Source organism: Polaromonas sp. A23 (genome assembly GCF_002001015.1).
Lineage (GTDB): Bacteria > Pseudomonadota > Gammaproteobacteria > Burkholderiales > Burkholderiaceae_C > Polaromonas.
Window position 1 is genome coordinate 36,576 of the sequence record NZ_MUNO01000008.1, and the last position, 24,631, is coordinate 61,206.

Annotated in this window: 22 protein-coding genes; 14 read left to right on the forward strand and 8 right to left on the reverse strand. The window is 62.0% G+C overall.

The annotated features are described in order from the left end of the window. The 4 genes from B0B52_RS03740 to B0B52_RS03760 all read left to right on the forward strand — a co-directional run bounded on the left by B0B52_RS03740 (position 1) and on the right by B0B52_RS03760 (position 4,473). Positions 1 to 696: a cysteine hydrolase family protein gene (locus B0B52_RS03740; RefSeq protein WP_077592280.1), complete on the forward strand. Its 696-nt coding sequence runs from the start codon at positions 1 to 3 to the stop codon at positions 694 to 696. Further along, positions 693 to 2,318, forward strand: coding sequence for an ABC transporter ATP-binding protein (locus B0B52_RS03745; RefSeq protein ID WP_077592281.1), 1,626 nt, complete (start codon positions 693 to 695; stop codon positions 2,316 to 2,318). The genes B0B52_RS03740 and B0B52_RS03745 overlap by 4 nt, the downstream gene beginning before the upstream one ends. A 727-nt stretch (positions 2,319 to 3,045) precedes the next feature. Then, on the forward strand, positions 3,046 to 3,726 hold the full coding sequence (locus tag B0B52_RS03755; protein ID WP_077592282.1) for a cysteine hydrolase family protein: 681 nt from the start codon (positions 3,046 to 3,048) through the stop codon (positions 3,724 to 3,726). 18 nt (positions 3,727 to 3,744) lie between these two features. After that, on the forward strand, positions 3,745 to 4,473 hold the full coding sequence (locus tag B0B52_RS03760; protein ID WP_077592283.1) for a GntR family transcriptional regulator: 729 nt from the start codon (positions 3,745 to 3,747) through the stop codon (positions 4,471 to 4,473). 102 nt (positions 4,474 to 4,575) lie between these two features. Here B0B52_RS03760 and B0B52_RS03765 read toward each other — a convergent pair whose 3' ends face one another. Further along, positions 4,576 to 5,454, reverse strand: coding sequence for an exodeoxyribonuclease III (locus B0B52_RS03765; RefSeq protein ID WP_077592284.1), 879 nt, complete (start codon positions 5,452 to 5,454; stop codon positions 4,576 to 4,578). An 11-nt stretch (positions 5,455 to 5,465) separates the two neighbouring features. Between B0B52_RS03765 and pyrE the strand changes: the two genes are divergently transcribed. Next, positions 5,466 to 6,233 (forward strand): orotate phosphoribosyltransferase, encoded by a 768-nt coding sequence (gene pyrE, locus B0B52_RS03770; RefSeq protein WP_077592285.1) that lies wholly within the window; start codon positions 5,466 to 5,468, stop codon positions 6,231 to 6,233. Between the two features lie 21 nt (positions 6,234 to 6,254). Continuing rightward, on the forward strand, positions 6,255 to 6,926 hold the full coding sequence (locus tag B0B52_RS03775) for a DUF4124 domain-containing protein (RefSeq protein WP_077592286.1): 672 nt from the start codon (positions 6,255 to 6,257) through the stop codon (positions 6,924 to 6,926). Between the two features lie 83 nt (positions 6,927 to 7,009). Here B0B52_RS03775 and gatB read toward each other — a convergent pair whose 3' ends face one another. From gatB to gatC, 3 genes are read right to left on the reverse strand one after another with little or no spacing between them, the layout of a single operon-like run. After that, complete coding sequence (gatB, locus tag B0B52_RS03780) at positions 7,010 to 8,470, reverse strand: Asp-tRNA(Asn)/Glu-tRNA(Gln) amidotransferase subunit GatB (RefSeq protein ID WP_077592287.1); 1,461 nt, start codon at positions 8,468 to 8,470, stop codon at positions 7,010 to 7,012. Between the two features lie 51 nt (positions 8,471 to 8,521). Continuing rightward, positions 8,522 to 10,030 (reverse strand): Asp-tRNA(Asn)/Glu-tRNA(Gln) amidotransferase subunit GatA, encoded by a 1,509-nt coding sequence (gene gatA, locus B0B52_RS03785; RefSeq protein WP_139351803.1) that lies wholly within the window; start codon positions 10,028 to 10,030, stop codon positions 8,522 to 8,524. Continuing rightward, complete coding sequence (gatC, locus tag B0B52_RS03790; RefSeq protein WP_077592289.1) at positions 10,030 to 10,329, reverse strand: Asp-tRNA(Asn)/Glu-tRNA(Gln) amidotransferase subunit GatC; 300 nt, start codon at positions 10,327 to 10,329, stop codon at positions 10,030 to 10,032. Before gatC ends, gatA begins: the two co-directional genes overlap by 1 nt. 240 nt (positions 10,330 to 10,569) lie before the next feature. On the opposite strand from gatC, the gene B0B52_RS03795 reads away from it, so the two are divergent. The 4 genes from B0B52_RS03795 (at position 10,570) to mrdA (ending at position 15,363) form a co-directional block, all read left to right on the forward strand. Next, entirely contained in the window at positions 10,570 to 11,613 is a 1,044-nt protein-coding gene (locus B0B52_RS03795; protein ID WP_077592290.1) for a rod shape-determining protein, read from the forward strand. 81 nt (positions 11,614 to 11,694) lie between these two features. After that, on the forward strand, positions 11,695 to 12,612 hold the full coding sequence (mreC, locus tag B0B52_RS03800; protein ID WP_077592291.1) for a rod shape-determining protein MreC: 918 nt from the start codon (positions 11,695 to 11,697) through the stop codon (positions 12,610 to 12,612). Next, positions 12,609 to 13,127: a rod shape-determining protein MreD gene (gene mreD, locus B0B52_RS03805; RefSeq protein ID WP_077592292.1), complete on the forward strand. Its 519-nt coding sequence runs from the start codon at positions 12,609 to 12,611 to the stop codon at positions 13,125 to 13,127. Before mreC ends, mreD begins: the two co-directional genes overlap by 4 nt. A 166-nt stretch (positions 13,128 to 13,293) precedes the next feature. Next, positions 13,294 to 15,363, forward strand: coding sequence for a penicillin-binding protein 2 (gene mrdA, locus B0B52_RS03810; protein ID WP_077592293.1), 2,070 nt, complete (start codon positions 13,294 to 13,296; stop codon positions 15,361 to 15,363). Between the two features lie 27 nt (positions 15,364 to 15,390). Here the strand turns inward: mrdA and B0B52_RS03815 are convergent, their stop codons facing one another. Next, positions 15,391 to 16,149, reverse strand: a complete 759-nt coding sequence (locus B0B52_RS03815) for a TSUP family transporter (protein WP_077592294.1) — start codon at positions 16,147 to 16,149, stop codon at positions 15,391 to 15,393. Positions 16,150 to 16,505: 356 nt separating this feature from the next. Here B0B52_RS03815 and B0B52_RS03820 point away from each other — a divergent pair, with 356 nt between their 5' ends. Continuing rightward, positions 16,506 to 17,969: an ammonium transporter gene (locus B0B52_RS03820; RefSeq protein WP_077592295.1), complete on the forward strand. Its 1,464-nt coding sequence runs from the start codon at positions 16,506 to 16,508 to the stop codon at positions 17,967 to 17,969. A gap of 14 nt (positions 17,970 to 17,983) precedes the next feature. Continuing rightward, complete coding sequence (locus B0B52_RS22805) at positions 17,984 to 18,451, forward strand: hypothetical protein (protein ID WP_139351804.1); 468 nt, start codon at positions 17,984 to 17,986, stop codon at positions 18,449 to 18,451. Here the strand turns inward: B0B52_RS22805 and B0B52_RS03830 are convergent. Beyond that, positions 18,448 to 20,730 carry a response regulator gene (locus tag B0B52_RS03830; protein WP_077592297.1) on the reverse strand — a complete coding sequence of 761 codons (2,283 nt, stop codon included), beginning with the start codon at positions 20,728 to 20,730 and terminating at the stop codon, positions 18,448 to 18,450. The genes B0B52_RS22805 and B0B52_RS03830 overlap by 4 nt on opposite strands. Positions 20,731 to 20,853: 123 nt before the next feature. Here B0B52_RS03830 and B0B52_RS03835 point away from each other — a divergent pair, with 123 nt between their 5' ends. Next, on the forward strand, positions 20,854 to 21,402 hold the full coding sequence (locus B0B52_RS03835) for a TIGR02281 family clan AA aspartic protease (protein ID WP_139351805.1): 549 nt from the start codon (positions 20,854 to 20,856) through the stop codon (positions 21,400 to 21,402). A gap of 181 nt (positions 21,403 to 21,583) precedes the next feature. Then, entirely contained in the window at positions 21,584 to 22,360 is a 777-nt protein-coding gene (locus B0B52_RS03840) for a hypothetical protein (protein WP_077592299.1), read from the forward strand. Between the two features lie 195 nt (positions 22,361 to 22,555). Here the strand turns inward: B0B52_RS03840 and B0B52_RS03845 are convergent, their stop codons facing one another. Continuing rightward, positions 22,556 to 24,316, reverse strand: coding sequence for a GMC family oxidoreductase (locus B0B52_RS03845; protein WP_077592300.1), 1,761 nt, complete (start codon positions 24,314 to 24,316; stop codon positions 22,556 to 22,558). A 37-nt stretch (positions 24,317 to 24,353) separates the two neighbouring features. Beyond that, the gene (locus tag B0B52_RS03850) at positions 24,354 to 24,629 is read right to left on the reverse strand and encodes a hypothetical protein (protein ID WP_077592301.1); all 276 of its coding nucleotides are present in this window, start codon (positions 24,627 to 24,629) and stop codon (positions 24,354 to 24,356) included. Positions 24,630 to 24,631: the final 2 nt, after the last annotated feature.

The window sequence follows — 24,631 nt, forward strand, 5'->3', positions numbered from 1 at the left end:
ATGGAACGTTTCGTCCAAGCCAACCCCTATCCCTGGCCCTGGAACGGCGACCTGCGGCCGGCCAACACCGCGCTGGTGGTGATCGACATGCAGACCGATTTCTGCGGCGCCGGCGGCTACGTGGACAAGATGGGTTACGACATTTCGCTCACACGTGCGCCCATCGAACCCTTGAAGAAACTCATGGCCGCAATGCGCCGGGCAGGGTACCACCTCATCCACACCCGGGAAGGCCACAGGCCTGACCTGAGCGACCTGCCGGCCAACAAGCGCTGGCGCTCGCGGCAGATCGGTACCGCCGGCACGGGCATCGGCGACGCCGGGCCGATGGGGCGCATCCTGGTACGCGGCGAACCGGGCTGGGAGATCATTCCCGAGCTGGCACCGCTGCCGGGTGAAATCATCATCGACAAACCCGGCAAGGGCTCTTTCTGCGCCACCGACCTGGAGTTGATCCTGCACACCCGCGGCATCGCCAACCTGATCCTCACCGGCATCACCACCGACGTGTGTGTGCACACCACCATGCGCGAAGCCAACGACCGCGGTTTCGAATGCCTGGTGCTCTCGGACTGCACCGCCGCCACTGACGTGGGCAACCATGAAGCCGCGCTGAAGATGATCACCATGCAGGGCGGCGTGTTTGGCGCGCACGCGCCGTCGCAAGCGGTGCTGGATGCACTGGCCACGCCATGAGCGCAACCGCAGCCATCGGCAGCCTGCCGCCGGTCACCGGGGCGTTGGCACTGGACACCTACCGGATGAGCATGCGCTTCGGCAGCTTCACGGCACTGGACAGCGTCAGCATGAAAGTGGCGCCGGGCACGGTGCATGCGCTGCTCGGCGAAAACGGTGCCGGCAAAAGCACGCTGGTCAAATGTGTGGCGGGTTTCCAGCGGCCTTCGGAAGGCAGCATCCTGATCGACGGCCGCGAGCAGGCGATTGACAACCCCGTGGTGGCGCGCGCGCTGGGCATCGGCATGGTCTACCAGCACTTCACCCTGGCGCCCGGTATGACCGTGGCCGAGAACCTGCTGCTGGCCGGCGGCAAAACGCCCGCCATCATCGACTGGAGGGAAAAACGCGCCGAACTCGAGGCCTTCCTGCAGACCACACCGTTCCGGCTAGCCCTCGACGCCCGCCCGCTGGACATGGCGGCCGGCGAGAAGCAGAAGCTGGAACTGCTCAAACAGCTGTATCTGCGGCCGCGCCTGCTGATCCTGGACGAGCCGACTTCGGTGCTGACACCGCAGGAGGCCGACGAGGTGCTGGGCCATGTGCGCGCCTTCGCGCGCAGCGGACTGTGCACCGTGCTCATCATCACGCACAAGTTTCGCGAAGTCATGGCGTATGCCGACGATGTGACGGTGTTGCGCCGCGGCAAGGCGGTGCACCACTGTGCTGTCGCTTCCACCGACCCCGGCATGCTTGCCCAGGCCATGGTCGGTGATGCGTCTGCTGCCCGGCCGGAAAGCCCCCATTCAGAAGAAAAAGTGCCTCCAGCCCTTATTTTGCGGGCGCAAAGTGCTACTGATTTCATAGCAATGCAGGCGTCACTGGAGGTCCGTGGCCTGCAGGTCATGGGTGACCGCGGCACGCTCGCGGTGCGTGACCTGAACTTGACCGTCGCGGCCGGCGAGATCCTCGGCGTTGCCGGCGTCTCCGGCAATGGCCAGCGTGAACTGGTCGAAGCCCTGGTCGGCCAGCGCGAGCGCGCAGCCGGCATGGTGAGGGTGCAGGGCCAGCCTTATGCTGCACGGCGCGAGGAAAACCACCGCCTGAAGGTGCGCAGCCTGCCGGAGGAGCCGCTGCGCAATGCCTGCGTGGGCGAACTTTCCGTGGCCGAGAACATGGCGCTGCGTGATTTCGACCGCTCGCCGCTGTGCCAGGGAGGGCGCCTGCGTTTCGGCGCCTGGCGCAGCCGCGCACGCGAGTGGATTACCGCCTACGGCATCAAGACCCAGGGAGAAAATGCGCCCATTCGCAGTCTCTCGGGCGGCAATGTACAACGCGCCGTGCTGGCGCGCGAGCTCAACGGCGAGATCGATGTGCTCATTGCGGCCAACCCGGTCTTCGGCCTGGACTTCGCCGCCGTGAAGGAAATCCACACCCGCCTGCGGGGTGTGCGTGACCGCGGCGGCGCGGTGTTGCTGGTCAGCGAAGACCTGGACGAATTGCTGGAGCTGGCCGACCGCATCGTGGTGATGAGCGAAGGGCGGGTTGTTTTTGAAACTTCTGCTGCGGATGCCGAGCGGCAGGTTCTTGGGGCGCATATGGGTGGGGGGCATCATCAACCTTTGGCTGAGGTTGTGGTGTGAGCGGCTTTTTTGATTCTTCCTGCAAGTCGGGCTTCGCCCTGGTGCGGGAGTTGTTGCGGCTGTCGGTTCCCGTGCCCGCTCGGGGTGAGCATGTTGAAGTTTTCTCTAATCCTGCTTCCGTGGGTCGCCAGCAAGCCGGGGGTTGCCCGGCGGCAAGTAACTTTCTTTTGCTTCGCCAAAAGAAAGTCACCAAAGAAAAGGCGACCCGATGGTCTGGGTCCCTTCGCTTCGCTACGGGCAACCTGCGGTGCTCGGCAAAAGCGGGGTCTCGCTCGAACTCGGCTTCGCCTCAGACAATCGCGAGCCCTGATCCGCTTTTGCCTGCGCTCCTCGGCCCAGCCCGACGGGTGGGGGGGGAAAGACAAATTCGGGGAGACGAGGACGCGCAAAGCGCGTCCTCGTCGGTGCCCGGCTTCGGTATCCGTATTTATTCCCCCACCCCTTCTGCATGCGCCGAGGAGCGGAGGTCCAGACGGATCAGGGCGAGCGATTGTCTGAGCGTAGCGAGTTCGAGCTCGACCCCGGCTGGACCGAGCACCGCAGGTTGCCCCCGTAGCGTTAGCGAAGGGGGACGCAGTCAGCGGGGTCGCCTTTTCTTTGCTTACTTTCTTTTGGCGAAGCAAAAGAAAGTGAGTAGCCGCCGGGCTACCCCCGGCCAGCAGGAAGCATCTCAACAGCTCGCACTGGCAATGACTCCAGCGACAGCATGAACCCAACTAAATCCATCATGCAACTAGACCAGGCCCAACCCTTCCCCTACAACTTCGAGCTAAAGTCCACAGCCCTCGTCATCATCGACATGCAGCGCGACTTCATCGAACCCGGCGGCTTTGGTGAGAGCCTGGGTAATGACGTGTCGCTGCTGTCGGCCATCGTGCCGGCCTGCCAGGCGGTGCTGGCGGCCTGGCGCGACGCAGGCGGCCTGGTGGTGCACACGCGGGAGGCGCACCGGGCTGACCTGTCCGATTGCCCGCCCGCCAAACGCCACCGCGGCAACCCCTCGCTGCGCATTGGCGACGCCGGGCCGATGGGCCGCATCCTGGTGGCCGGCGAGCCGGGCAACCAGATCATCCCCGCGCTGGCTCCACTGCCCGGCGAAATCGCCATCGACAAACCCGGAAAGGGCGCCTTTTACGCCACGCCGCTGCACGAGCTGCTGCAGCAGGAAGGCATCACACACCTGGTGTTCATGGGGGTGACCACCGAGGTCTGCGTGCAGACTTCCATGCGTGAAGCCAACGACCGCGGCTATGACTGCCTGTTGCTGGAGGACTGCACCGAGAGCTACTTTCCGGCATTCAAGACGGCGGCCGTCGAGATGCTGCGCGCCCAGGGCGCCATCGTCGGCTGGACGGCCACCAGCGATCACCTTCTGTCTCTGCTGGCGACCCCGCCGGCACGGCAATAACACTGCTAGAGTTTCGCCATGCACATTGCCGCCAGCCGCCTTCCTGCCCTTGCCGAGGCCTCCGCCCACCGTTCGCGTGCCGACGAGGTGTACGAGCAGCTCAAGCGCGACGTGTCTGAATTCAAGCTGGTGCCGGGTGACCGTTTTACCGAAACCGAAATCAGCGAACGCCTGGGTGTCTCACGTACCCCGGTGCGCCAGGCCCTCTTCAAGTTGCAGCAGGAGGGGTTTGTCGAGGTGCTGTTTCGCAGCGGCTGGCGCGTGCTGCCGTTCGACTTCAACCAGTTCGAGGAGCTCTATGACCTGCGCATGGTGCTGGAGACCACGGCCGCGCACCGGCTGTGCGATGGCGCGCTCAAGATCGACAACAGCCTGCTTGATGCCTTGGCCGCCATTTGGCTGGTCAGCCCCGACCAACGCAGCAGCGACACCGTGCAGGTGGCGCAGTGGGACGAGGCCTTTCACTGCGCGCTGGTGGCGGCGGCAGGCAATGCAGAAATGGCGCGCGTGCACCGCGACGTGACCGAACGCATACGCGTGATCCGACGGCTGGACTTCACCAAGCAACCGCGCATCGACGCCACCTACGACGAGCACGCCAAGATCCTCAAGGCGATCCAGCGCAAACGCGGCGACCAGGCCGCCTTGCTGCTACGCACCCACATCCAGACCAGCCAGGCCGAGGTGCGCAAGATCACGTTGCACCAGGTGCACCTGGCGCGCCAGCTGGGCGCGAAGGCGCGCTAACACGCTGGTCGCGGCGATTCCGCGTCAAAACCGCCGTTAGTTCATACCTGATGCACGTGGATGGCTATTGTTTTTGTAGCAAATGCATTGCAGAAATTGTGCCTACAGGCTCAGGTCATAGTCCACAGTGATGGGCGCATGATCCGAAAACCGCTGCGTCCTGTAGATGGTTTCGCTTTGCGCCAGGGCTGCAAATGCCGGTGTGGCCAGGTGGTAGTCCAGCCGCCAGCCGACGTTTTTGGCATAAGCCTGGCCGCGGTTGCTCCACCAGGTGTAGGCGTCGTCGGTGGTCGTGGGTTGCAACTTGCGGTAGACATCGACCATGCCGCCACCGCGTGTCGCTTTCATCGTGGGCTTACCGGTGCCGTCGGTCAGTTCCTCCACGGCTTCTTCGGCCATTTCCGCATCGCGCAGCAACTCGGTCATCCAGGCTCTTTCCTCGGGCAGGAAGCCGCTGTTTTTCCGGTTGCCCTTGAAATTCTTCAGATCGATTTCCTGATGGGCGATGTTGACGTCGCCGCACAGCACAAAGTCGCGCGTCTCCTTCAGCGCAGCGAGGTAGGGATAGAACTCCGCCAGGAAACGAAACTTGGCCGCTTGTCGCTCTTCGCCGGAGGATCCGCTGGGAAAGTAGCAACTGATGATGGACAGCTTGGGAACGCGTTTGCGGCCGGGTCGGTCAAATCGCAACTCAACGTAACGGCCTTCCGCATCAAATTCTGCCGAGCCGTAGCCGGTGATCACGTCCGTGGGCTCATGGCGGCTGTATACGGCCACGCCTGAATATCCCTTTTTCTCGGCAAAGTGAAAATGTCCCTTCAAACCGGCGATTTCCTCGAAGCGGCCGGCCACGTCGGCCGCCTGGGCCTTGAGCTCCTGCACGCAAATACAATCCGGTTGGGTCTGGGCCACCCATTCCTGCAGTCCTTTGGTGGCAGCGGAACGGATGCCATTGAGGTTCAGGCTGGTCAATTTAAACAAGGACATCTCCAATGAGCACCCCAACGGTCACGCCAGGGCAAAAACAAAACAACAACAGCCAAACCGCCGAAGGTCAGGATCTGGCGCAGGAATTCGTACAGTTTGCCATCGAGTCAGGCGTGCTGCGTTTTGGTGAATTCAAGACCAAAGCCGGCCGCATGAGCCCGTACTTTTTCAATGCGGGCCTGTTTGACGACGGAGCCAAGCTGGGCCGGCTCGCGCAATTTTATGCGCGGGGGTTGCTGCTTGAGGAGAAGAGCCGCGGCCTGCAGTTCGACATGATTTTTGGGCCGGCCTACAAGGGTATTCCGTTGGCAGCGGCGGTTGCGGTGGAGCTGGCGCGGCTGGGGCGCAATGTGCCTTTTGCCTACAACCGAAAGGAAGCCAAGGACCACGGCGAGGGCGGCACACTGGTCGGTGCGCCGGTCAAGGGCCGGGTGCTGATCATCGACGACGTGATTTCTGCCGGTACCGCGACGCGCGAGTCGATCGCTATTATTCAGGCTGCCGGAGCTGTTCCGCATGCGGTGGCCATTGCGCTGGACCGCCAGGAAAAAGCCACGGAAAACGGGCAGGACGTGAACTACAGCGCCGTTCAATATGTTACCAATCAGCTGGGCCTGCACGTTTTCGCGATTGCCCGATTGACTGACTTGCTACAGTATCTGGCTGGCGTGCATCCCACTCCGCCGGGGGCTGGGGAACCAATGGCGGACGATTCGCTTCAGACTCACTACCAGCGTGTGCTGGCCTACAGGCAACGCTACGGCATCGATTAAGGGATTTTTTTGTTATTGCAAATGCGTATTCGGATGGTGGCAGGGATGGGCTGGGTTGCCTTGGCAACCTGCCTGGGCACCGCCGTTCAGGCGCAGGGCATTTACACCTGTGTCGATGGCAAAGGCCGCAAGATCACAGCCGACCGGCCGATTGCTGAATGCAACGACCGCGCGCAGCGCGAAATCAATCCTTCAGGCACGGTTAAGCGGGTCGTTGGCCCTACGCTGACAGCGTCGGAGCGCAATGCGCTGGAGGAAAAGGAAAAGCTGGCTGCCGAGACGCGCGCCCGCGAGGCGGAAGAAAAGCGCCGCGACCGCGCCTTGCTGTCGCGTTATCCGAGTCGGACGGTGCATGACAAGGAGCGCGCTGAGGCGCTGGAGCAAATTGAGGTGGTGATCAAGGCGGCCAGCAAACGCTCGACCGAACTGGCCACGCAGCGCAAGGCCATTGATGCGGATCTGGAGTTTTACAAGACCGACCCGGCCAAGGCGCCGACGTCACTGAAGCGCCGGCTTGAAGAAAATGACAGCAGCGCTGCAGTACAAAAACGCTTTATTGCCGATCAGGACGCAGAGAAAAAGCGCGTCAATATGCGCTTTGATGAAGAGCTGGTCAAACTCAACCAGCTTTGGCGCATGGCCGGCGGTGACGCCGGTGCCGAGGCTGCTGCTGCCACGTCCGTTAAAAAGTAGCAGCCCCAGAGGCTATGAGCCCTTGGCAGGGTAGCGCATGATGCTGCTATTTTGATAGCAACAAGCCATCGACCTGACCCCAGTTAACCAAGTTTTTTCTTCAGCAGCTCGTTGACCTGCGTCGGGTTGGCCTTGCCCTTGGTGGCCTTCATGGCTTGGCCCACCAGTGCGTTGAAGGCTTTTGCGTTACCGGCACGGACTTCGTCGACGTTTTTGGTGTTCGCCGCGAGTACTTCGTCGATGATTTTTTCCAGCTCGCCGGTGTCGCTCATCTGCTTGAGGCCCTTGGCTTCGATCACAGCGTCGACGTCTTGACCTTCGCCTGTCCACAAGGCGTCAAACACCTGTTTGGCGGCATTGTTCGAGATCGTGCCATCCGCAATGCGATCTACGAGTTTTGCGAGCTGGTCCGCGCCAACAGCTGAAGCTTCAATGGATTTTTCTTCGCTATTGAGGCGCCGGGACAACTCGCCCATTACCCAGTTGCTTGCCAGCTTGGCCTGTTTGCTGGCAGTGGCGACCGCCTCGAAGTAGGCGGCCGTGGCCTTGTTTTGCGTCAGCTGGCCGGCATCGTATTCCGGCAGGCCATAGTCAGCAACGAAACGCGCAGCCATGACGCGCGGCAGCTCACTCATGTCGGCGCGTGTGCGCTCCACCCATTCGCGCGAAATCACCAATGGCGGCAGGTCCGGATCGGGGAAATAGCGGTAGTCTGCCGCGTCTTCCTTGGTACGCATGCTGCGTGTTTCTCCGGTGTCCGGGTCGAACAGTACGGTGGCCTGCTGAATCGCATGGCCGTCCTCGATCTGTTCAATCTGCCAGCGCACTTCGTAGTCGATGGCCTGCTGCATGAACTTGAAGCTGTTCAGGTTCTTGATCTCGCGGCGCGTGCCCAGCTCAGCGCCTGGCTTGCGCACTGAAACGTTGGCGTCGCAGCGGAAGCTGCCTTCCTGCATGTTGCCGTCGCAAATGCCTATCCAGGTGACGATCTTGTGCAGCTCTTTCGCGTAAGCCACGGCTTCAGCCGAGGAACGCATGTCGGGCTCGGTCACGATCTCGAGCAGCGGCGTGCCGGCGCGGTTCAGGTCAATGCCGCTTTGGCCAATGAAGTCTTCGTGCAGCGATTTGCCCGCGTCTTCCTCCAGGTGGGCGCGCACAAGGCGCACGGATTTTTTTTCGTCGCCCAGGAAAAACTCTACGATGCCGCCCTGCACGACCGGAATCTCGAACTGGCTAATCTGGTAACCCTTGGGAAGATCGGGGTAAAAATAATTCTTGCGCGCAAACACGCTGCTTTCGGCAATGTGCGCATTGACGGCCAGGCCGAACTCAATCGCACGCTGGACGGCGCCCTTGTTCATGACCGGCAGCGCGCCGGGCAGGGCAAAGTCCACCGCAGACGCCTGCGTGTTTGGCTCGGCACCAAACGCGGTGGAAGCGCGGCTGAAAATTTTCGACTGCGTGGTCAGTTGCGTGTGAGTCTCAAAGCCGATGATGACTTCATAACCTTGCACCAATGGTCCGGTGGGCCGGCCGGCCTGCATCTGGGCGAAGGAGTTCACGGGGGGTGGGGTCTGACTCATTTTCAGGATCACTCAAATGCCTTGGGGCTGGCGCATGTGCCAATCGGTCGCCAGCTGGAACTGGTGGGCAGCACTCAGCAATTGCGCCTCTTTGAAGTAGTTGCCGATCAGTTGCAGGCCAACAGGCATGTGGTGCTCGCCAAAACCGGCCGGCGCGCTCATGCCGGGCAGGCCTGCCAGGCTGGACGATAGGGTGTAAATGTCGGCCAGGTAGTTGGCCACCGGGTCGTCCGATTTTTCGCCGATTTTCCAGGCCACAGTCGGTGACACCGGGCCGGCAATGATGTCGCACTGCGCAAAGGCCTTCTGGAAATCCTCGGCGATCAACCGGCGGATTTTTTGCGCTTTCAGGTAGTAAGCGTCGTAGTAGCCGTGCGACAGCACATAGGTGCCGATCATGATGCGGCGCGTCACTTCGTCGCCAAAACCTTCGGAACGAGACTTCTTGTACATGTCGGTGAGGTCGCCGTAGTGCGCCGCGCGGTGGCCATAACGCACCCCGTCAAAACGGCTCAGGTTGCTGCTGGCCTCGGCCGGCGCAATCACGTAATAGACCGGGATCGACAACTCGGTCAGCGGCAGACTCACGTCCACCAGCGTTGCGCCCAGTTTTTCGAACTCGGCCAGGGCGGCGCGCACAGCTTTGAGCACCTCGGCCGAGCAGCCAGTGCCGAAAAACTGGGTGGGGAGGCCAATTCTCAAGCCTTTTAGGGGCTCAGCCCTTTGTTCTCGGGTACTGGTAGCTATCAAATCAGTAGCATAGTCGAGGGCGGGCAGATCCAGCGAGGTGGAGTCCCGGTCCGGGTCGGGGCCGGCCATGCTGGACAGCAACAACGCGCAATCGAGTGCACTGCGCGCCATCGGCCCCGCCTGATCCAGGCTGGAGGCAAAAGCAACCATGCCGTAACGCGAGCAGCGGCCATAGGTCGGCTTGATGCCGGTGATGCCGGTCAGGGCTGCCGGCTGGCGAATCGAGCCGCCAGTGTCGGTGCCGGTCGCTGCCGGCACAAGCCGTGCGGCCACCGCGGCCGCCGAGCCGCCCGAGGAACCGCCGGGTATGCGGCTGGTGTCCCAGGGGTTTTGCACCGGTTTATAGGCGCTGTTGTCATTGCCCGAACCCATGGCGAACTCGTCGCAGTTGAGCTTGCCCAGGGTAACCATGCCGGCGCCGTGCGTCACGCCCAGCTTGCTGACCACCGTGGCATCAAACGGGCTGCGGTAGTTGTCCAGCATCTTCGAGCCGGCGGTGGTCGGGAAGTCGCGCGTGACAAAAATGTCCTTGTGCGCCAGCGGCACGCCCAGCAGCGGGGTGCGTTCGCCAGCGGCCAGCCGCGCGTCGGCAGCGCGCGCCTGCGCGAGCGAAACTTCGGCATCGGTGGCCAGGAAGGCGCCCAGGCTGTCCTGCTGCCGGATGCGCTCGAGGAAATGTTGTGTCACCTCCACGCTGGAGACTTCACGCGCAGCGAGTTTTGCTGCCAGTTGGGCGACGCCGAGGTCGTGCAAATCTTTAGGGAGACTCATTATTCGATGACCCGGGGAACTAGGAACAGACCGCGCTCGACGGCGGGGGCGCTTTTCTGGCTTTCCTCGCGCTGGTTGGGCTCGGTCACGACATCCTCGCGAAGGCGCAGGGCGACCTGGCCCAATACGGCTGCCGGATGGGCAAGGGGCTCAACCCCTTCCGTATTGACCGCATCCATCTGTTCAACGAGGGCAAAAAAGCCGTTGAGTTGCTGGAGCGTGTGTTCGATTTCTTCGGGGCGCAGCTCCAGCCTTGCCAGGTTGGCAACGCGAGCGATGTCTTGAGATGTCAATGCCATGGGTAAAAAGAGGGGCTGAAACCGGGTGTAAAGATGAAATAATGGGCAGGGTGCCGCCCGGTGATTTACAGGGGATGCGTTATTATCCCGCCTTTGATGCGAAATCAGGGCTGGATGCACGCTTTAGGCGCTGGAATCAGGGTGTTACCCATCTCCTCGTTTATCGGCTCTCTTTGATTAATCATAAAAGGTGGTAGAGCAACGAAGTTTGCTCAGTGCCAAAAACCGGACTCCCTCACCATGTTTGAAACATTTCGTCGGTATTTTTCCACCGACTTGGCGATTGACCTCGGTACCGCCAACACCCTGATTTTTGTACGCGACCGCGGCATTGTGCTGGACGAACCCTCCGTCGTTGCCATTCGCCACGAAGGCGGCCCTCAAGGCAAAAAAACCATCCAGGCTGTCGGCCATGAAGCGAAGGCCATGCTCGGCAAGGTTCCGGGCAACATCGAGGCCATTCGCCCGATGAAAGACGGCGTGATCGCCGACTTCACCGTGACTGAGCAGATGCTCAAGCAGTTCATCAAGATGGTGCATCCGCGCAGCTTCTTCAAGCCGAGCCCGCGCATCATCATCTGCGTGCCTTGCGGCTCCACCCAGGTCGAGCGCCGGGCCATCCGTGAAAGCGCCCTGGGCGCCGGTGCCAGCGACGTCTACCTGATTGAAGAGCCCATGGCCGCGGCCATCGGTGCCGGCCTGCCGGTGTCGGAAGCCAGCGGTTCCATGGTGGTAGACATCGGCGGCGGCACCACCGAGGTTGGTGTGATTTCGCTGGGTGGCATGGTCTACAAGGGCAGTGTGCGCGTGGGCGGCGACCGTTTCGACGAGGCCATCATCAGCTACATCCGCCGCAACTACGGCATGCTGATCGGCGAGCCGACGGCCGAAGCGATCAAGAAAAACATTGGTTCGGCCTTTCCCGGCTCTGAAGTCAAGGAAATGGAAGTCAAGGGCCGCAACCTGTCCGAAGGCGTGCCGCGCAGCTTCACGATCTCCAGCAATGAGATTCTCGAAGCCCTGACCGACCCGCTCAACAACATCGTCAGCGCCGTGAAAACCGCGCTCGAACATACACCGCCTGAACTCGGTGCCGACATCGCTGATCGCGGCATGATGCTGACCGGCGGTGGCGCCCTTCTGCGCGACCTGGACCGCCTGCTGGCAGAAGAAACCGGCCTGCCGGTGCTGGTGGCAGAAGACCCCCTGACCTGTGTCGTGCGCGGCTGCGGCATCGCGCTGGAACGCATGGACCGCTTGGGCTCCATCTTCACTTCTGAATAAGCCGGGGCGCCGGGTGCGCGTGACTGCCTGCACTGCTTCGCATTACAAGGCACGCACCCGCGGCCCGTTTGACAGCCCATCATGCCTTTAGGAACCCTGGACCGCACGCCGCCCCCCTTCTTCAAACAGGGGCCGTCGGCGTTGTCCAAGTTGATGTTTTTCAGTGCGCTGGCCTTGTTCCTGATGGTCGCGGACCTGCGCTTCAAGATTACCCAGCCGATTCGTGCCGCGGTGGCCACCGCGCTTTACCCGGTGCAGTGGCTGGCTCTCCAGCCGGTCCGGGCCGTGCAGCATGGCGGCGGTTATTTCACTGCGCTCAGTCAGGCACGGGCCAGCGAAGAAGAGGCCCATAAAAAACTGGCCTTCCAGTCCTTGCGCGCCAGCCAGGTCGAGCAGCTCGCACAGGAAAATTCACGCCTGAGAAAACTGCTGGGCTTGCGTGAGCAACTGGCTATCTCCGGTGTGGCGGCGCAGGTGCTGTACGACGCCCCGGATCCCTACACGCGCAAAGTCATCATTGACCGGGGACTGGTCCAAGGCGTGGAGTTGGGCTCGCCGGTGCTCGATGAATTCGGTGTGCTGGGGCAGGTGACCCGTGTCCATCCGTTGGTCAGCGAGGTTACCCTGGTGATCGATCGTGAGCTGGCTATTCCCGTGCTGAACACCCGAACAGGCGAGCGCAGCGTGGCCTTTGGCGAGCCTTCGGCCTATGGTGGGGGGCTGGAGCTGCGGTTCATGGGCAGCAACTCTGATGTGCAGAAGGACGACCTGCTGACGACCAGTGGCGTAGACGGTGTTTATCCTTCCGGTCTCCCGGTGGCCAAGGTCGACAGGATAGAGCGGCGAGCCGAGTCGGCGTTCGCCCGAATTTATTGCACGCCGCAGGCCAAGGTGAATGCGGCGGTCCATGTCATGGTGGTCAAGCCGGTTTCGGGCGGGGAGTTGCCACCGCCGGCGGCGGAGCCTGTGGGCCCAATCACCAAAGGAGGCCGTAAATGATCATGCCCTCGGGCCAGCAACTGCTGTTGCCGGCCAATCCGTTTTTCATCTGGACCAGCCTGATCGTCGCCCTGTTGCTGGACATGCTTCCGCTGGGGCGCGTGCCCTGGATGCCCGACTTCCTGGCGCTGGTGCTGGTGTTCTGGAACGTTCACCAGCCGCAGCGCGTCGGTATCGGCCTGGCCTTCATGTTTGGCTTGGGCATGGATGTGCACCAGTCCGCGCTGCTTGGACAGCATGCGCTGGCGTACACAGCCTTGAGTTTTTTTGCCACCATGATTCATCGTCGCCTGCTGTGGTTCACGGTGCCTTCGCAGGCGCTGCAGATCTTGCCGCTGTTTGCGGTGGCGCACGGCGTGGAGATACTCATCCGACTGATCAGCGGCGGTACTTTTCCCGGCTGGGTGTTGCTGCTCGCGCCGGTCGGCGAATCCCTTCTGTGGCCGGTGGTCAGTGTGATGCTCTTGGCCCCGCAACGCCGGGCGCCCAATCCGGATGAGAATCGGCCCTTGTGATGCCCCCACGGTCGTTCACTTCGTGTAACTCCCTGCCCCCTGAGGGGGCCGCTGCGCCTGCGGACTGGCAAAGCCAGATCCGCGGCCCCTGCTTGATTGAAGAGCAGCGCGGGCATTTGTTTCGCTTGTTGCGTGCACTTTCCGGCAGTTGTAGAGTTACACGGCCATGACTGAACTGCGCAACGTCGAAGCCGACCTTTCCCGCTTTCGGACGCGGGTGCTTGTGGCGGGCCTGGTCATCCTGTTTGCCTTCATCCTGGTGGCGACGCGGCTGGTCTACCTTCAGGTGGTGCGGCATGAGGAATTCAATGCGCAGGCCGAGAGCAACCGCACGGCCGTGGTTCCCATCGTGCCCAACCGGGGGCTGATTCTGGACCGCAACGGCATTGTGCTGGCCACCAACTACTCGGCCTACACACTGGAAATTACGCCTTCGAAAGTGGCCGATCTGGAGCAAACCATTGAAGCACTCGGGCGTCTGGTGGATATCCAGCCTCGCGACAAACGCCGCTTCAAGAAGTTGCGCGAGGAGTCCAGGACCTTCGAGTCCCTGCCCATCCGCACCCGCTTGACGGACCAGGAGGTGGCACGTTTTGCGGCCCAGCGTTTCCGCTTTCCCGGTGTCGACATCAAGGCGCGGCTGTTTCGCAGCTACCCGCATGGCGAATTGGCCAGCCATGTGGTGGGGTATATCGGACGCATCAACCGTGCTGAAAAGGAAAAAATCGAAGAGGGCGACGAAGACGGCAACTACCGCGGAACCGACTACATCGGAAAGCTGGGGGTGGAGCAGAGTTTTGAAACGCAGCTGCACGGCCATACCGGCGTTGAGCAGGTTGAAACTTCTGCAGGCGGCCGGGCAATTCGTAAACTCGCAAGCAGCCCGGCCACCCCGGGCGACACCGTCATGCTGTCGATTGACATCAAGCTCCAGAAGCTGGTGGAGGACTTGTTCGGCGAGCGGCGCGGTGCACTGGTGGCGCTGGATCCCGCAACCGGGGAAGTGTTGGCCTTTGTCAGCAAACCGACCTTCGACCCCAACCTGTTTGTCGACGGCATTGATGGCGAAAGCTGGCAGGCGCTCAACGAATCGATCGACAAGCCGCTGCTCAATCGCGCGTTGCGCGGAACCTACCCGCCTGGCTCCACCTACAAGCCGTTCATGGCTCTGGCGGCGCTGGAGTCCGGAAAGCGCCAGCCTGGCAGCATCACCAACGACACCGGTTCCTGGATGTTTGGCGGCCACCAGTTCCGCAGCCACGGGGCCGGGCTCGGGCCGGTGGACATGTACCAGAGCATTGTGAAGTCGAGCAACGTCTACTACTACTCGCTGGCCAACGACCTTGGCGTGGACGCCATGCACGATTTCATGAAGCCGCTGGGTTTCGGGCAGATCACGGGTATCGATATCAACGGCGAGGTGCGCGGGGTGCTGCCCAGCCAGGAATGGAAGCGCAAGACCTACAAGCGGACCGACCAACAGAAATGGTACCCGGGCGAAACCATTTCGCTCGGCATCGGCCAGGGTTACAACGCGTTTACCATGCTGCAATTGGCGCAGGCCACAGCCACGCTGGCCAACAATGGCATGCAGCACAAGCCGCAGCTGGTGATCGCCACCCAGAACTCCATGACACGGGACATTGAGCCGATAGCGCCGAAGCCTGCGCAAGACCTGGGCTACAAGCCGGAAAACGTGGCCGTGATTCGCAAGGCCCTGGTGGGCGTGACCCAGGAGGGCACCTCGACCCGTGTGTTTGCCGGGGCGGCTTATCTCAGCGGAGGAAAGACGGGTACAGCCCAGGCTGTGGGTGTCGGGCAGAAAGACAAGTATGACGCCCGCAAGCTCGAAGAGCATCAACGCGATCATGCCCTCTATATAGCCTTTGCCCCCGCGGACAAACCCAAAATCGCTTTGGCCGTGGTGGTGGAAAACGCCGGCTTTGGCGCCGCCCACGCAGCGCCCATCGCGCGGCGTGTTTTTGACTACGTGCTGTTGGGGCAATACCCCAGCGAAGTGGACATGGCTGCGGTTCAGAAAGGTCTGGCAGGCGCGCCGATCGGCAAGCCGCGGCAGGCATCCGAGATGACCGGGTTGCTGGCTGCAGGTGCCGGCGGTACCGCGCAGCAGACCGGGGCCTCTGCGGCAGCGAACGCCGCCAAGGCAGCGGCGATTGCCGAAGCCCTCAGCAAGCTCACGCCGGCTGCGCCGCCCCAGGACGCCTACCCCGACTAAGTCTTCGGAGACGTCTCGTTACCGTAGCTATTTCAGGAAGGCGTCGAAGGCGGTTTTCAGGATCAGCGCGCTGACCACGACGATAAACACCACGCGCACAAAACCAGCGCCGTGTTTAAGCGCCAGGCGTGTACCCAGCACGCTGCCCACCACATTGGCCAGGGCCATGGTCAGCGCGAAATGCCACCAGACGTGCCCCTTGTAGGCAAACAGGAGCAGTGCGGCGAGGTTGGTCGCGGTGTTGAGCAACTTGGCAGAAGCTGAGGCGGTCAAGAAGTCATAGCCCAGCCAGCGGACAAACAGGAAGACAAAAAAACTGCCGGTGCCCGGGCCAAAAAAACCGTCGTAAAAACCCAGCAGCACACCGATGGTGCAGGCGGCCCAGGTTTCCGCACGGCCGGAAAAACGTGGCGCATGAGTGCGCCCCAGTTCCTTGCGGGCCAGGGTGTAGATCAGCACCGCCAGAAGTACAAAAGGCAAAACCTTGCGCAGAAAACCGGGGGAAATGACCGTGACCAGCCAGGCGCCCGCAAAAGAACCGGCAAAACCAGCCAGAGCGGCTGGCAGCAGGGCGGCCCAGCGCATGTCGACACGCCGGGCGTATTGCACTGTAGCCACCGCAGTGCCCCAGACTGAGGCGCCTTTATTGACGCCAAACAGCGTTGCCGGATGTGTTGTGGGGAAAACAGCGAACAGCGCTGGCACCAGCACCAACCCTCCGCCGCCCACGATGGAGTCCACGAAGCCTGCCAGCAGGGAGGCGAGCGAAACAATCACTAATTCCATCAAGGAATTGTCTCATTGGATGTGCGGCAGTCCGTCTGGAGGCTTGTAGCCAGCGCACAGGCAAAAAAAAGCACCGGACTTGCCGGTGCTTTGAAAAAACATTTCGTTGAATGTCAGTGTTGTTCTGATTGTGTGTTTGTCTCCTCGGCCCTCTGCAAGCACTTGGCTTGCATACAGACCATCCAATGTAATCCTCGCACCCGTCTAGTGCATCGGGATTTTCCCTTCCCCGGTGCCTCAATCGAGGCCTTCCTGTGGCTCCCCCGGGAGCGGGGCCTCAAAAACGGCTTGGCACGACTTATGCCTGTTACGAATTGTTCAGCCGATGGGAACACAGCAGCAACAACGGGAATCACATGCACTACAAGCGGTTCGTCATACTGGGTTGGGGACTTTGCATTCTGTTGGCCGCTCCCCTGGCGGGGGCCCAGGTCGCGGCACCCGCCGATCCGGCCTCGGCGGTACCCGCCGTCAGTGCGCCTGCACCAACTCCTGCACCCGCCACACCGGTACTTGTCGCACCGCTTGCGGTAGCGGCTGCACCAGCACCGGTCCCAGCACCCCTGACCCGGCCCGGCCTGGTGCCCGCCGGCAGCCTCAACGGTGCCGACACGGCCTGGATGATGACGTCGACGGCCCTGGTTCTCCTCATGACCCTGCCGGGCATTGCCCTGTTCTATGGCGGCATGGTGCGCAAGAAAAACGTACTCAATACCATGGCTTGTGTGGTGGCGATCTGCGCCATCGTCAGCCTGCTATGGTTTGCCGTCGGGTACTCGCTGGCCTTCACGCCGGGTAACGGCGCACTGGGTCGCTACATCGGCGGTGGCGAACGGCTGTGGTTTGCCGGGCTGGATTACGTCAAGGATACGCAGCAAGTGGCGGTCAGCCACCTTGCCCCGAATATTCCGGAGTCGGTGTACGCGATGTTCCAGCTGACCTTTGCCATCATCACGGCGGCGCTGGTGGTGGGCTCTTTTGTGGAGCGCATGCGGTTTTCCGCCGTGCTGTGCTTTATCAGCCTGTGGACCGTGATGGTCTATGCACCAGTTGCGCATTGGGTCTGGGAGCCCAGTGGCTGGCTGGCCCAATTGGGGGCGCTTGATTTTGCGGGTGGTTCGGTCGTCCATATCAATGCCGGCGTGGCCGGACTGGTTTGCGCCTATGTCCTCGGGCCGCGCCGCGGTTACGGCCGCGAGGCTTTTACTCCCTTCAATCTGGGGCTAACCATGGCCGGCGCTGGCATGCTCTGGGTCGGTTGGTTCGGCTTTAATGCGGGCTCGGCGGTTGCTTCCGACGGGCGGGCGGGCCTGGCGATGGCGGTGACGCACATCGCGGCAGCGGCTGGTGCCCTGTCGTGGATGGTGGCCGAATGGATGGTGCGCGGACGCCCCACCTTGTTGGGCCTGTGCTCCGGGTTGGTGGCCGGGCTGGTGGCCATCACGCCGGCTGCCGGTTTTGTCTCGCCCCGCGCGGCTCTGGCCATCGGATTGATCGCTGGCGTGGCCTGCTACTGGGGGGCGACCGGGCTCAAACGCCTGCTCAATGCTGACGACTCCCTCGACGTGTTCGGTGTGCATGGTGTCGGCGGCATTGTCGGTTCGCTGCTGACCGGGGTGTTTGCCAGCAAAACCATCTCCGGCGTGGAAGGCAGCTTGCTGACCCAGGCCATCGGCGCGGGCGCGGTGCTGTGCTACAGCCTGGTCATGACAGCCATCGCACTCTGGATCACTTCCCTGTTTGTCAGCCTGCGGGTCGGCGACAGTCCCGAATCCGACGGCCTGGACATTGCCCAGCATGCTGAGCGGATGGGCACCTGATGGAGGGCCACAACATGCCGACCAGCGAAAAAATCGCCATCGCCGCCCATCTGCACGTGTTGCTGCGCAGAAAGACCGGGCGTGTGACGGACACCGAGTGGATGGCGACCAATGCGGAATACGCCGCCGAAATTGTCCGCTTCTCGCGCGAGAAGGCGGCAGAAGATGGCCACATCGACCTCGGCGTCTGGGCTGACCGGCTTGAAGAAATCATGGCGGCACCTGATGCCAAACAGCGGGTGCCGCTGGTCAAAATGATGGCCGTCGCGGTCAAGGATCTCGGCGCGGTGCCGCCGGCTCCTGCGCCTGTGCCCGTGCCGGACCGGCACAGCGCCCGTTCGATCGACACGGAAGAAGAGGTTTACCCGGAATCCGGTTTTATCGAATCGACTTTCGGAAATCTGTTTGGTGACACCGAAAAACATCGTGAACGCAAGTCCCGGGATCCGGATGCGCCGCGTTATGTAAAAGGGCTGCGCTAACGCGAGCCACCCTCTGCCAGCGTGAAATAGAAACTTGCGCCCGCGCCGGGGGCTGAGGTCGCCCAGATACGTCCACCATGGCGCATGACAATCCGCCGCGCTGTGGCCAGGCCGGTTCCGGCGCCGGCAAACTCACCGGCTGAGTGCAGGCGCTGGAAAGCTGTGAACAATTTGTCGACATAGGCCATGTCGAACCCCACACCGTTGTCCTTGACGAAGAAAACCAGGCCGCCGCCGGTGACCGGCTCCGCCCCCACGGTGATCTGGGCTTGCGACTGCCTGGATGTGAACTTCCAGGCGTTGCTCAGCAAAATGTTCAGCAAATGCAGCACCAGGCCACGGTCGGCCTGCACCGTCGGAAATTCCAGGATGTGCGTCACGACGGCGCGTTCCGGGTTCTGTTGTTGTAGCGTCTTCAGCACCATGCCGGCCATGGTGCCCAGGTCCACCGGCTCACGGCGGGTTTGCATGCGCGACAGCTGCGCCAGTGCCAGCAGGCTGTCGGTCCGTTCGTTCATCTGGCTGACCCCGGCGCGGATTCGCAGGAGGTAATGACTTCCGCGTTCGCTGAGGCCCGTCCCGATTTCCTTTTCAAGAAGGCGGGTCATGCCGTTGATGGCGATATAGGGTTGTCGCAGGTCGTGGGCCAGTGCCTGCGAAAAGGTTTGCAGTTCCTGGTTGGCCGCGCTGAGCTCCGCGGTGCGTTTGTCCACGCGGCTTTCCAGCTCGGCATTGAGTTGCATGATCTGCTGCTCGGCCAGGTGTCGCTCGGTGATGTCGCGCAGCACCACACTGATCTGCAGGTCGCCGCTGCGGCTCAGGTGCTGCGACGAGGAAATTTCCACAGGAAACCGCGTGCCGTCACCGCGCACGCACTTGAGCTCGCCCCGGCCGCCGGTTTGCCGGAGCATGGCCACGGCGCGGGAGTCCGCCGGGTCCACCAGGCCGGCGATCCCGGCTTCCCTGATTTGCTGCTCGCTCATTCGGAGCATCGCACAGGCCGCCGGATTGGCCGAGAGCACCGTACCGTCAGCCAGCCCCTGGATGAATCCGTCCAGGCTGCTTTCGAAAACCAGGCGAAAACGCTCTTCGCTGATGCGTAAGTTGTCATCGGCCACCAGCAGGTCGCGGTAACGACGGGCCCGGCTTTGCGCCGCAGACACCAGGGCGGCAGGCGTGACCGGTTTGTTGATGAAGTCATCTCCTCCCTTGCTGAGCGCCTGGGCCTGTTTGTCGAGACTGGTTTCGCCTGACAGGAAAACAATCGGGATACGGACGAATTCAGGTTGCTGGCGTATCAAGGCGGCCAACTCGATCCCGTTGCATTGCGGCATGTGAATGTCGCAGGTGATGAGGTCCGGCTGAAATTCGATCAACGGCGCCATGATCTGGCTGGGCTCGGTGACAACGCAGGTTTGCATGCCCGCCGTTTGCAGAACGCCGGCATAAAACGCGGCCAGCGCTTCATCGTCCTCCACCAGCAACACGCGATAGGGCCGCGCCGGCTCTGGCGAGGTCACATGGTCCAGCAAGGCCGTCAGCGCATGCATGTCCACGGGTTGTGGAAAATATCCCGTCGCCCCGGCGCGCACTGTCTTCAGGCGGGTTTGGAAAGCGGTATCGCCGTTCACGAAAATCAGTGGAATGGCCCCGTCTTTGCCGGGGGCGGCCGTGGTGGTCAATTCTTGCAAAGTGTTCGTGGACAGGGCAATGGTCGCCAGAATCGCGGCCGGCGGATCCTGTGTCGCCGCCTGGGCTGCATCTGCAGGGCAGGAGAAAATCCGGCTTTCGTAGCCACCGCGCTTTAACATGTCGGCCAGCTGCCGGGCCGGCTGTGAGTCCGGATCCACAATGTGAAGCAGGCGCGTTGGCCGTGCCGGTTGGAGCTGTGAGTTGTCTGGGGCCACCAGGTCTGTGGTTTGGACAGAAGGAGGCATGACTGCGCTCCCTGCAAGCGCCGCCTTCAAGGCCTGGATCCCTGCCTTTATCGCGGAGCGGTCGTTATTACCAAGGTGTCCGGTAATGGTAGGGCCTTGCAAAAGAATCCGCTCCATGCCGGCCGCCGCCTCGCTGACATCGGGAAAACCAAAGGTTCCACCTGAACCTGCGAGCTTGTGGGCCAGCGCGAGGGCTGAAAGTGCAGCGTCTTTTCCCTGCGCATCTCTGACGCTGTCGAGCTGCTGCAAGGCCGATTCGAGGGCCGCTATCTTGTCCGGCAGTGCCTGCGCATACAGTGCCCGCTGGGTCTGCATGTACAGGGTCAGGCTGGTGGGCTGCATCGGGGCAGTTTACTTGGGAGTTTGCCGGGTGGCACCCGGACTTGCCAACTCACCGCTCTGCCCCCACGGCGACGTATCATCTGAACCACTTCCGGTCCACGCCCTCAGCACCGGCAACTGACAGTGAGAACCGCCATTCCCAATATGCCGCCTCCGGGCCAAGACAAAGTGACGCAAGCAGCCCAAAGCAATGCAACGCAACGCTGGGGTCCGCTGGCCATCCTGTTGTTCTGGCTGCTTGTCATCGGTGTTCTGTACGTTGTGATGATCCAGGTGTTGAAGCCGCCTGCGTTGACGGTGTCTGCCACGGGTGAGCTGGTGATTCCGCGTGCCCGCGACGGGCACTTCTATGCGCAGGGAGAAATCCAGGGCCGGCCCGTCACCTTTCTTGTTGACACTGGCGCATCGCTGGTTGTGGTCAGCCAGGAGTTTGCGCGTGCCGCTGGCATGGCGCAGGGTGAGCCGACCACGTTCAGGACGGCCAGTGGCGAGTTGCAGGGACGCATTGTTTCGGGCGTGACGGTCTCCGTCGGGCCGGCGCGTGTTGCAGGTACGCGTGTGGGTGTCGGGCTGGTGGGGCCTGACTCCGACGTGGCATTGCTGGGGCAAAGTTTTTTGTCGAAGTTCGAAATCGTCCTGTCCGGCGACAACATGGTCCTGCGCAGCAAATAGTCTTCATTGCGCGAGGGGGCGATACAGGCGGTAAGTCAGAGGTTCTGCTTTTCCGCAATGCAGCAGAAAAGCGGGGTGAATAAGTTACCGCGGCCCCGGTAATTGATGACTGACGCGGTTGCGGTACCTGCCTACGATGGAGTTCTCTTCAGCCTTTGTGGCTGACGGCAGGAGTCCCATCATGATGCGAGCCATCAGTGCCCTTTTTTTCAGCGTGTTTTGCGGTGCGTGCATTCCCGCTGGCGCCGCCGATATTTCCGCGCACCAGCGCGGGGTGCTGATCCAGGGGACCATCCAGAAGGGCGACTACGCCAGGATCATCCAGTTTGTCCGGCACCCCGACAATTACGGCCGCTTCGCGCGTACCGTTTACCTTGACTCCACCGGTGGTGATGTTGTCGAGGCCGTCAAGATTGCCAACCTGCTGGACAAGAGTTATGCGGCGACCCATGTGGCCGCCGGCGCACGATGCTACAGCGCCTGCTTCATTCTCTGGATGAGCGGCGTGACCCGCCATGTTTCCAGCGGCGCGACCCTCGGTGTGCACCGGATCAACGTGAAGCTGGGTGAGGCCAGCATCGACCAGCACTCCACTTATTTCACCCAAATCGCGCGCAGTGTTGAAAACTACATGTCGGGGCTGGGTACGCCACGGGCCATTCTCGACAAGATGAATGCCACTGCGTCGGGTGACCTTTTTGTGATCAGCCCAAACTGGCTGGCCGAGCAGCAGTTGTTGACGGCGGTGTCCTACCGCCTGGGTTTCATCGATGCAGCACAGGCCCGGTGTGGGCCTGAACCCCTGGCAGTCGGGTTGAAGACCCGGGGCGCACTGGGCGACGGCGACCAAGACCAATGGGTTTTGCGGATCAAAAACTGGATGACTTGTGCCGATGAATTGCGTGCCAGCAATCAGCGCGGCGATGACATCACGATCGCTGCGCTGATTGCTGAATGAATCGAGCCCCCGCGGCCCCTGCTTGTTTGAAACCTCGGTGGGTGGCCACTGACAGTTCAGAGCGAGCGGACTAACGCGATAGTGGGTGGGCTGCGCTCCAGACCAGCCAGGGCCGCGGAACCGGCTTCGCCGGGCCGCAGGCGCAGCGCCCCCTCGGGGGGCAGCGCAGTACGCGAAGCGACAAGCGTGGGGGCGTTAATCCCCAGCCTGTATCCACTGCGCGGCTTTTTCCGCAATCATCAGCGTCGGTGAATTGGTATTTCCGCTGGTGATCAGCGGCATCACGCCGGCGTCGACCACGCGCAAACCCTTGATTCCGCGTACGCGCAGGTGTGAGTCCACCACCGCCATGGCATCGTCGTCACGTCCCATTTTGGTGGTGCCCACCGGGTGGAAGATGGTGGTGGCGATGTCGCCGGCCAGGCGCGCCAGGTCTTCATCACTCTGGAACTGCACGCCGGGGCGGAACTCCTCGGGCTGGTAGCCGGCCAGCGCGCTCTGGCTCACGATGCGGCGTGTCACGCGCAGGGAGTCGGCCGCCACTTGCCGGTCTTCAGCGGTGCTGAGGTAGTTCGGCGTGATCGCCGGCGCATCTTCGAACCGGCCGCTCTTGATATTGACCGTTCCCCGGCTTGTGGGGTTGAGGTTGCAGACACTGGCCGTGAACGCGTTGAAGTTGTGCAGCGGCTCGCCAAACGCGTCAAGCGACAGCGGTTGCACGTGGTACTCGATGTTGGGGTAAGGCTGGTCCGGCGAGCTGCGCGTGAAAGCGCCGAGCTGCGACGGCGCCATGCTCATCGGCCCGGTCTGTTTGAGCGCATATTCCAGACCTATCATCGCCTTGCCCCACAGCGAACTTCCCAGGGTGTTGAGCGTGAAGTTTTTAACCTTGCTGCCGGCGATGTTGCTGACCTTGTAGACCGAGCGAATCTGCAGGTGGTCCTGCAGGTTGGCGCCCACGCCGGGCAGGTCTGCCACGACCGGGATGCCATGCTGCTGCAGCAGGGCTGCCGGGCCTATGCCCGAGAGCTGCAGGATTTGTGGCGAGCCTATGCTGCCTGCGCTGAGGATGACTTCTCCCAACTTGCCTTGCGCCTTGCCGGAATCGCGCGTGGCAAAGGCCTGGACGCGTTCGTGACCGGTCCACACCTCGACGCCGGTGCAGCGCTGGCTGCCGTCGTCCTGGCGCTCGACAACGAGTTTGCAGACCTGTGCGCCGGTCCACATTTCAAAATTGGGGCGCGCAAAACAGGTCGGGCGCAAAAACGCCTTGGCGGTATTCCAGCGCCAGCCGTTTTTCTGGTTCACCTCGAAATAACCCACGCCTTCGTTGTTGCCTGTGTTGAAGTCGTCGGTGGCCGGAATGCCGGCCTGCTGCGCCGCTGCTGCAAACGCGTCAAGAATGCCCCAGCGAAGCCGCTGCTTTTCAACCCGCCACTCACCGCCCATCTTGCGGGCCAGGCCTTCGCTGGCGGCGTGCTGGCTCTTGTGGCCGTGCAGGCGCCGGAAGTTTTCATTCACGTCTGCCTTGGCCGCACCCTTGGGGACGTCGAGTTTGTAGTGGTTCTCGTGCATGCGAAAACCCGGCAGCACCTGATCCCAGCGCCAGCTGTCGTCGCCGGTGAGCTCGGCCCACTGGTCGTAGTCGCGTGCCTGGCCGCGCATGTAAATCATGCCGTTGATGCTGGAGCAGCCGCCCAGTGTCTTGCCGCGCGGGTAACGCAGGCTGCGGCCATTCAGGCCCGCGTCGGGTTCGGTGTTGTAGAGCCAGTCGGTGCGCGGGTTGCCAATGCAGTACAGGTAACCGACCGGGATGTGGATCCAGTGATAGTCGTCCTTGCGGCCGGCCTCGATCAGCAGCACGCGTTTGGACGCGTCAGCACTCAGGCGGTTGGCCAGCAAGCAGCCGGCGGTGCCGCCCCCGACGATGATGTAGTCAAAGATGTTTTCGTTCATTTTTATTGTGTTGCTTTGCTTGTCGAAGAACGATTGGTCAGATGAAGTTCAAAGCACGGGCGATGAAGATGATGCCGACCAGGATACCCACGAGGCCCAAGAGAGGTGTTGCCGCGAACCAACCGCCATATCTAACCCGAGCCGACTCTTTGATCGCCCGGCTCACTTCTTCATTTTTCATGAGTGGCATGCCGATCAATTCGTCCTGTTGATCAGCACGCATGCGATTCCACCAGTCACCCGCGCGCACCATTTCCACACCGATCCAGACAAGGGCAATACCAAGCCCCGCCCAGAACAGGGTTTCGACCATGC

Coding starts and splice junctions, on each gene's coding strand:
- gatB (WP_077592287.1), bottom strand. CDS start 8,470: ATGCAGGCCGGCCGGCCCACCGGACCATTGGTGCAAGGTTATGAAGTC.
- B0B52_RS03820 (WP_077592295.1), top strand. CDS start 16,506: ATGCACTACAAGCGGTTCGTCATACTGGGTTGGGGACTTTGCATTCTG.
- pyrE (WP_077592285.1), top strand. CDS start 5,466: ATGAGCACCCCAACGGTCACGCCAGGGCAAAAACAAAACAACAACAGC.
- mreC (WP_077592291.1), top strand. CDS start 11,695: ATGCCTTTAGGAACCCTGGACCGCACGCCGCCCCCCTTCTTCAAACAG.
- B0B52_RS03795 (WP_077592290.1), top strand. CDS start 10,570: ATGTTTGAAACATTTCGTCGGTATTTTTCCACCGACTTGGCGATTGAC.
- gatA (WP_139351803.1), bottom strand. CDS start 10,030: ATGAGTCTCCCTAAAGATTTGCACGACCTCGGCGTCGCCCAACTGGCA.
- B0B52_RS03830 (WP_077592297.1), bottom strand. CDS start 20,730: ATGCAGCCCACCAGCCTGACCCTGTACATGCAGACCCAGCGGGCACTG.
- mrdA (WP_077592293.1), top strand. CDS start 13,294: ATGACTGAACTGCGCAACGTCGAAGCCGACCTTTCCCGCTTTCGGACG.
- B0B52_RS03815 (WP_077592294.1), bottom strand. CDS start 16,149: ATGGAATTAGTGATTGTTTCGCTCGCCTCCCTGCTGGCAGGCTTCGTG.
- B0B52_RS03845 (WP_077592300.1), bottom strand. CDS start 24,316: ATGAACGAAAACATCTTTGACTACATCATCGTCGGGGGCGGCACCGCC.
- mreD (WP_077592292.1), top strand. CDS start 12,609: ATGATCATGCCCTCGGGCCAGCAACTGCTGTTGCCGGCCAATCCGTTT.
- B0B52_RS03760 (WP_077592283.1), top strand. CDS start 3,745: ATGCACATTGCCGCCAGCCGCCTTCCTGCCCTTGCCGAGGCCTCCGCC.
- B0B52_RS22805 (WP_139351804.1), top strand. CDS start 17,984: ATGCCGACCAGCGAAAAAATCGCCATCGCCGCCCATCTGCACGTGTTG.
- B0B52_RS03840 (WP_077592299.1), top strand. CDS start 21,584: ATGATGCGAGCCATCAGTGCCCTTTTTTTCAGCGTGTTTTGCGGTGCG.
- B0B52_RS03755 (WP_077592282.1), top strand. CDS start 3,046: ATGCAACTAGACCAGGCCCAACCCTTCCCCTACAACTTCGAGCTAAAG.
- B0B52_RS03775 (WP_077592286.1), top strand. CDS start 6,255: ATGCGTATTCGGATGGTGGCAGGGATGGGCTGGGTTGCCTTGGCAACC.
- B0B52_RS03850 (WP_077592301.1), bottom strand. CDS start 24,629: ATGGTCGAAACCCTGTTCTGGGCGGGGCTTGGTATTGCCCTTGTCTGG.
- B0B52_RS03740 (WP_077592280.1), top strand. CDS start 1: ATGGAACGTTTCGTCCAAGCCAACCCCTATCCCTGGCCCTGGAACGGC.
- B0B52_RS03745 (WP_077592281.1), top strand. CDS start 693: ATGAGCGCAACCGCAGCCATCGGCAGCCTGCCGCCGGTCACCGGGGCG.
- gatC (WP_077592289.1), bottom strand. CDS start 10,329: ATGGCATTGACATCTCAAGACATCGCTCGCGTTGCCAACCTGGCAAGG.